8 protein-coding genes are annotated in these 5,381 nt (G+C 61.9%); 3 read left to right on the top strand and 5 right to left on the bottom strand.

The features are described 5' to 3' along the window. The 3 genes from AAG799_RS22175 to AAG799_RS22165 all read left to right on the top strand — a co-directional run. A partial coding sequence (locus tag AAG799_RS22175) for an NIL domain-containing protein (RefSeq protein WP_341899244.1) occupies window positions 1-506 on the top strand: 506 nt, incomplete at its 5' end. After that, entirely contained in the window at window positions 475-1,128 is a 654-nt protein-coding gene (locus AAG799_RS22170) for a methionine ABC transporter permease (protein WP_341899242.1), read from the top strand. The genes AAG799_RS22175 and AAG799_RS22170, both read left to right, overlap by 32 nt. Before the next feature lie 40 nt (window positions 1,129-1,168). Further along, window positions 1,169-1,960, top strand: coding sequence for a MetQ/NlpA family ABC transporter substrate-binding protein (locus AAG799_RS22165; RefSeq protein WP_341899241.1), 792 nt, complete (start codon window positions 1,169-1,171; stop codon window positions 1,958-1,960). 503 nt (window positions 1,961-2,463) lie between these two features. Here AAG799_RS22165 and AAG799_RS22160 read toward each other — a convergent pair. The 5 genes from AAG799_RS22160 to AAG799_RS22140 form a co-directional block, all read right to left on the bottom strand. Next, window positions 2,464-2,850, bottom strand: coding sequence for a hypothetical protein (locus tag AAG799_RS22160; RefSeq protein WP_341899240.1), 387 nt, complete (start codon window positions 2,848-2,850; stop codon window positions 2,464-2,466). Between the two features lie 44 nt (window positions 2,851-2,894). Beyond that, window positions 2,895-3,635, bottom strand: a complete 741-nt coding sequence (locus AAG799_RS22155; protein ID WP_341899239.1) for a DUF2470 domain-containing protein — start codon at window positions 3,633-3,635, stop codon at window positions 2,895-2,897. A gap of 1 nt (window position 3,636) precedes the next feature. Then, the gene (locus AAG799_RS22150) at window positions 3,637-3,942 is read right to left on the bottom strand and encodes a hypothetical protein (protein ID WP_341899237.1); all 306 of its coding nucleotides are present in this window, start codon (window positions 3,940-3,942) and stop codon (window positions 3,637-3,639) included. 3 nt (window positions 3,943-3,945) lie between these two features. Next, on the bottom strand, window positions 3,946-4,932 hold the full coding sequence (locus tag AAG799_RS22145; RefSeq protein ID WP_341899236.1) for a sodium-dependent bicarbonate transport family permease: 987 nt from the start codon (window positions 4,930-4,932) through the stop codon (window positions 3,946-3,948). 319 nt (window positions 4,933-5,251) lie between these two features. Beyond that, the coding region (locus AAG799_RS22140; protein WP_341899245.1) for a zinc-binding dehydrogenase at window positions 5,252-5,381 on the bottom strand (130 nt) is incomplete at its 5' end.

Here is a 5,381-nt window from a genome sequence, read left to right as displayed (position 1 = left end):
TCAAGGATATCCGCGACCGCCTCAATCTCACGGTGGTGCTGATCACCCATGAGATGGCGGTGGTGAAGGATATCGCCGACCGCGTCGCCGTGATGGAACGCGGCCAGATCATCGAGCAGGGCGCCACCTTCGATGTCTTCACCCGGCCGCAGCATGCCACCACGCGCAGCTTCGTCGCCGACCTGATCGGCTTCGCCCTGCCGCCGGCGCTGCAGCAGCGCCTTGCCGCCCAGCCTGTCACCAATGCGCGCCTGTGGCGCATCCTGTTCACCGGGCCCCATGCCGACGAGCCGGTGATCGCCGAGCTGTCGCGCAATCTCGGCCTCGATCTCAATATCCTGCATGGCCGGATCGACGAGATCCAGGGCCGCCCGTTCGGCGTCATGGTGGTGCAGGCCCGGGGCGACGAGGCCAAGCTGCTCGCCGCCAAAGCCTATCTCGCCAGCAAACAGCTCACCGTTGAGGAACTTCAAGATGTCATCGCAATTGATCGCGCTGCTGTTTGACGGCCTGATTGAAACCCTGGTGATGGTCGGTGTCTCCGGCAGCATCGGCGCGCTGTTCGGCATTCCGCTCGGCGTCATCCTGATCCTGACCGACCGCAACGGCATCCTGCAGAACCTCGCCGTCAACCGCGTGCTCGGCCTGATCATCAATGCCGCGCGCTCCACGCCGTTCATCATCCTGATGGTGGCGATCATTCCCTTCACGCGCCTGGTCGCCGGCACATCGATCGGCACGGCGGCCGCCATCGTGCCGCTGACGATTGCCGCGATTCCCTTCATCGCGCGCCTGGTCGAGACAGCTTTGCGCGAAGTGCCCTCGGGCCTGATCGAGGCGGCCGAGGCGATGGGCGCCACGCCGCTGCAGATCGTGGTGAAGGTGCTGCTGCCGGAAGCCCTGCCGGGAATCGTGGCCGGACTCACCATCACCTTCGTCAGCCTGATCGGCTATTCCGCCATGGCGGGCGCGGTCGGCGGCGGCGGCCTGGGCGATATCGGCATCCGCTATGGCTACCAGCGTTTCCTGCCCGAAGTGATGCTGGCTGTCGTGGCTGTCCTGATCGTCTTCGTCCAGGGCGTGCAGTCGGCGGGCGACCGCCTGGTGCGCCGCCTCAGTCATCGTTGAATTCTAAGAATCCGTCTCCCCACCAGAAAAGGAAACCACCATGTCGATTACCCGTCGTTCGCTTGCCGCTCTTGCCTTTGCATCTTTCATCGCCGCGCCAGCTCTCGCGCAGGACAAGCCGATCAAGGTCGGCGTCACCGCCGGACCGCATGCGGAAATCTTCGAGCAGGTGAAAAAGGTCGCCGAACGCGACGGCCTGAAAATCCAGATCGTCGAATTCAGCGACTATATCCAGCCCAATGCCGCCCTGAATGCCGGCGACCTCGATGTGAATTCCTACCAGCACCTGCCGTATCTGGAGGCGCAGGTGAAGGATCGCGGCTACAAGATCACCCATATCGGCTACACCGTGAACTTCCCGATGGGCGTCTATTCCAAGAAGGTGAAAGACCTCGCCGCGCTGCCCAGTGGTGCCCGCCTCGGCATCCCGAACGATCCCACCAATGGCGGCCGCGCCCTGCTGGTGCTGGAAACCGCCGGCCTGATCAAGCTGAAGGCCGGCGCCGGCCTGAAGGCGACGCCGCTGGATATCACCGACAACCCGAAGAAGATCCGCATTGTCGAACTTGATGCCGCCCAGCTGCCGCGCGCACTGGATGAACTCGATGCGGCGGCGATCAACACCAACTACGCGATCCCCGCCGGCCTGTCGCCGGTGAAGGACGCCATCGCCACCGAAGGCGCCAAGGCGCCCTATGTGAACATCATCGCCGTGCGCATACAGGACAAGGACAAGCCGGAATATCTGAAGCTGGTGAAGGCCTACCAGTCGCCGGAGGTGAAAGCTTTCGTGGAACAGAAATACCAGAAGGCCGTCGTCACCAGCTGGTAAGCGATTTTCAGACTACCGTCCGCCAAGCCTCCCCGGCACGGACGACAGAAGCCCGTCGGTCGCAAGACCGGCGGGCTTTTTTAGATTTTAACTTGGATTCTGTAATGCCGAGAAATGAGTTGACGTTAGAGCAGTTTATTTGAGGGGCGGAGGGTTCAAGAGTTTATTGTTATACATGTCACTCAATATGTCTTGTGCGGACATTGGATTTCCTTTGAGCTTGCTGTCAATCCACTCCCAAACGAGTGGTGACATAAAGCCGTATCGATTCCCCATATTAACCTCAGCAATCAGTATATGGTCGTCGTGCGTGAGTATCTTTTGGAAAACCGAACTATAAATCCGGTCCGCGGACGAACTGGACCACACTAACCAACAAGCCGGGGCATATCTCAGCCAATCGTCAATGAAGCCGAGGGCGCTAGAAAAATTAAGGGATTGATCAATCTGTAGAGTTTTGGCGGCTCCGCCGAACATGCAAGAAGCATGGTAAAATCTACGGTTCATTTTTGAACGTCCTCTACAATACGTTCAATTTTGGGCGCTTCTACAGGTGGCAGGACAGGAATCTCTGAAACACCCTTGGCTGATTGTTTAAGTTGGAGGGCCTGTAAAAATTCGGAACCTCCGAGCATTGCTTGTTCAGGATTGCGCTCAGCAAATATCCAAGTACCGAGAAGATAAAATAAGTACGTTCCAATAAGCAGTGCAGATACACCAAGTGCAAGCAACGGATTATCTCGTAATCCCCATGCAATAGCTGCAACTGCGAACGCCACGCCAATTAGGGCGGATGTAGTGTTGTTCACCACGCCACGACCGAGACGAATTCTCACTTCGCTCGGTAAGCGGCTAAGAATGCTCCGTATAGGATCGTTTAAAGCCTTCATTCTAACATCCTAGCAGGTGCGTAACGCTCCGACCACTTACTGTGCTAGATTCTCCTCGCCGCATTCACCAGTCGCACCAGTTCGATGCGGGCTTCCTCGGCCGTTGCAATCATCTTGGCGAAATCGAGCCGCGCGACCTCACCCATCTGTTCGCCTTCATGGCGCAGTAAATCCGCACCCTCGGCGTCGATGCCGCAGAGGCTCCAGCCGGCGCCGCTCCGGCCCAGCAGCCTGGTCGCATAGAGCTGCACGGCATCCGTATGGTCGGTGTTCATATGCTGCAGGATATCGGCTTCGGCCTCCGCCAGTGCCGCGGTGTCGCCGGCATAGAGGTAATCATCCAGCCAGTGGATCCTGCCGAAGCCGGCGACGATATGCGCGCGCTCGACATGCACTTTGTAAAAGGCGAAATCGCCGAAGCCGGCATACATTTCGGCTGAAGGGTGGCGTGCGAGGTAGCGGGCACGATGGCGCGGGTCGTCGGTTTTCTCGGCCATGCCGAGCAGGCTGACGCGCGGGCCGGTCAGTGGTTCAGACAATCCCGCCGTGCCGTCGCAGAGGAGGCTGACGCGGTCATGGCCGAGGATATTCTTGGTATGGTCGGCCAGCCGCGAGATCAGCAGCAGCGGCGCGGCATCGTGATCGAAGGCCACCAGCACCAGCGAGGCATAGGGCTGGCCGTTTTGGCCCGCCATCTGCGTGGCGAGGCTGGCGGTGCGGCAGGCGCGGGCGACGGCGCGGGCCTGCTGGGCGGGGGTTTTGGGATCGACGGGCGGCGCGGCCATGTCAGAAACGATCCGCGCGAGAAACCTCGACATCGGAGGTATAGACCACGGCCACCGCATCGGCAAAGCGGGCGTGGAAGCCATCCAGCACGGCGCGCGCCACCGCCTCGGTGGCGATGGCGACAATCATCACATTATCAAAAGCGCGGGTGATGTCGTCGCCGCTGCGTTCGCCATGGCGGCCGCCGCCGATCACGCGCGGAAACACGCTCCAGCCTTTCACGCCCTGGCCCGACAGCCAGTCGAGCACCGGCTTCTGCAGCGGCGCCTCGACGATGATCTCGATCTTCTTGCGCGGATGGGCCATGGCTTAATTCCCGAACAGGCGCTGCGCCACGATCAGATACAGCGGCAGGCCGATGGCGACATTGAACGGGAAAGTGATCGCCAGCGCCAGTGTCACCGACAGCGAGGGATTGGCAGCGGGCAGCGCCAGGCGCATGGCGGCCGGCACGGCGATATAGGAGGCCGAGGCCGACAGCACCGCCAGCAGCATGGCGCCGCCGACCGAGAGACCCAGCGCTGCCGCCGCCAGGAAGCCGCAGGCGGCGCCGATCGGTGGCATCACCAGGCCAAAGAGAATCAGTGCCCTGGGGAAGTGTTTGGCGGCGCGGCCCTGGCGCACCGCCACCAGGCCCATATCGAGCAGGAAGATGCAGAGCGCGCCGTTGAACAGGTCGGCCACGAAGGGTTTGATCTTGGCCAGGCCGGCATCGCCGGTGATCCAGCCGATGAGGAAGCCGCCGACCAGCAGCATCACCGAGCCGTTGACCAGCACCTCGCGCACCAGGGCGCCGCGCTCGCTGGCGCCATGCTGCATGCCCTGTTGCGTCTGGCGGCCGGCCAGCAGCAGGCCGATCAGGATGGCCGGGGTTTCCATCACCGCCGTCATGGCAACCAGATAGCCTTCATAGGGGATATCGCGGCTGCGCAGGAATTCTGCCGCCGTCACAAAGGTGACGATGCTGATCGAGCCATAGTGGGCGGCGATGGCGGCGGCATTGATGCGCGGCTGGCGCCACACCCCGCGCAGCAGCGCGAAGGCCAGCACCGGCAGGGCCAGGCTGAGGGCGAGGGCGGCGACAATGGCGCCGACCAGCGCCCAGCCGCTGGCGCTGTGCATGGCGACGCCGCCCTTGAAGCCGATGGCGAACATCAGATAGATCGCCAGCGCCTTGGCGGCGCCTTCGGGGATTTCGAGATCGGAACGCAGGAAAGCCGCCACCGCGCCCAGCACGAAGGCGAGGATCATCGGCGACAACAGGTTGCCGGCGGCGAGGCTGAGAAGGTCGGTCATGGCGGCGGGACAATGGCAAAAGCCCCGCCGGGGCGAAAGGGGTAAATCGCTACCGCGTGGCAGTGGCGGGCTGGGCGGTCCAACCCATAAGCCGGGCCACGCCGTAAACCGGGCCACCCCATAAATCGTCACCCCCGGATTTATTCCGGGGGTCCATCTGCGCGTTCCGAGGCGCGGAAGGTTGGGATGGACCCTCGGGACAAGCCCGAGGGTGACGGTCTTTGCTGGAGTGACGATCTGTTGTGGGCTGACGGTCTTTGTTGTGGAGTGACGATCTATTGCGAGGGTGACTGTCTGTGTTGTGGTTGCATCTATCCTTTTACGGCAGCAGCAGCGTCGAGCCGGTGGTCTTGCGCGCTTCCAGGTCGGTATGGGCCTGGGCGGCATCCTTCAGCGCATAGGTCTGCGGGATTTCCACCTTCACCTTGCCGCTTTTCACCACCTCGAAC

It is taken from the genome of Ferrovibrio terrae (genome assembly GCF_943371255.1).
GTDB lineage: Bacteria > Pseudomonadota > Alphaproteobacteria > Ferrovibrionales > Ferrovibrionaceae > Ferrovibrio > Ferrovibrio terrae_B.
This window is presented reverse-complemented; position numbering and strand designations above follow the sequence as displayed.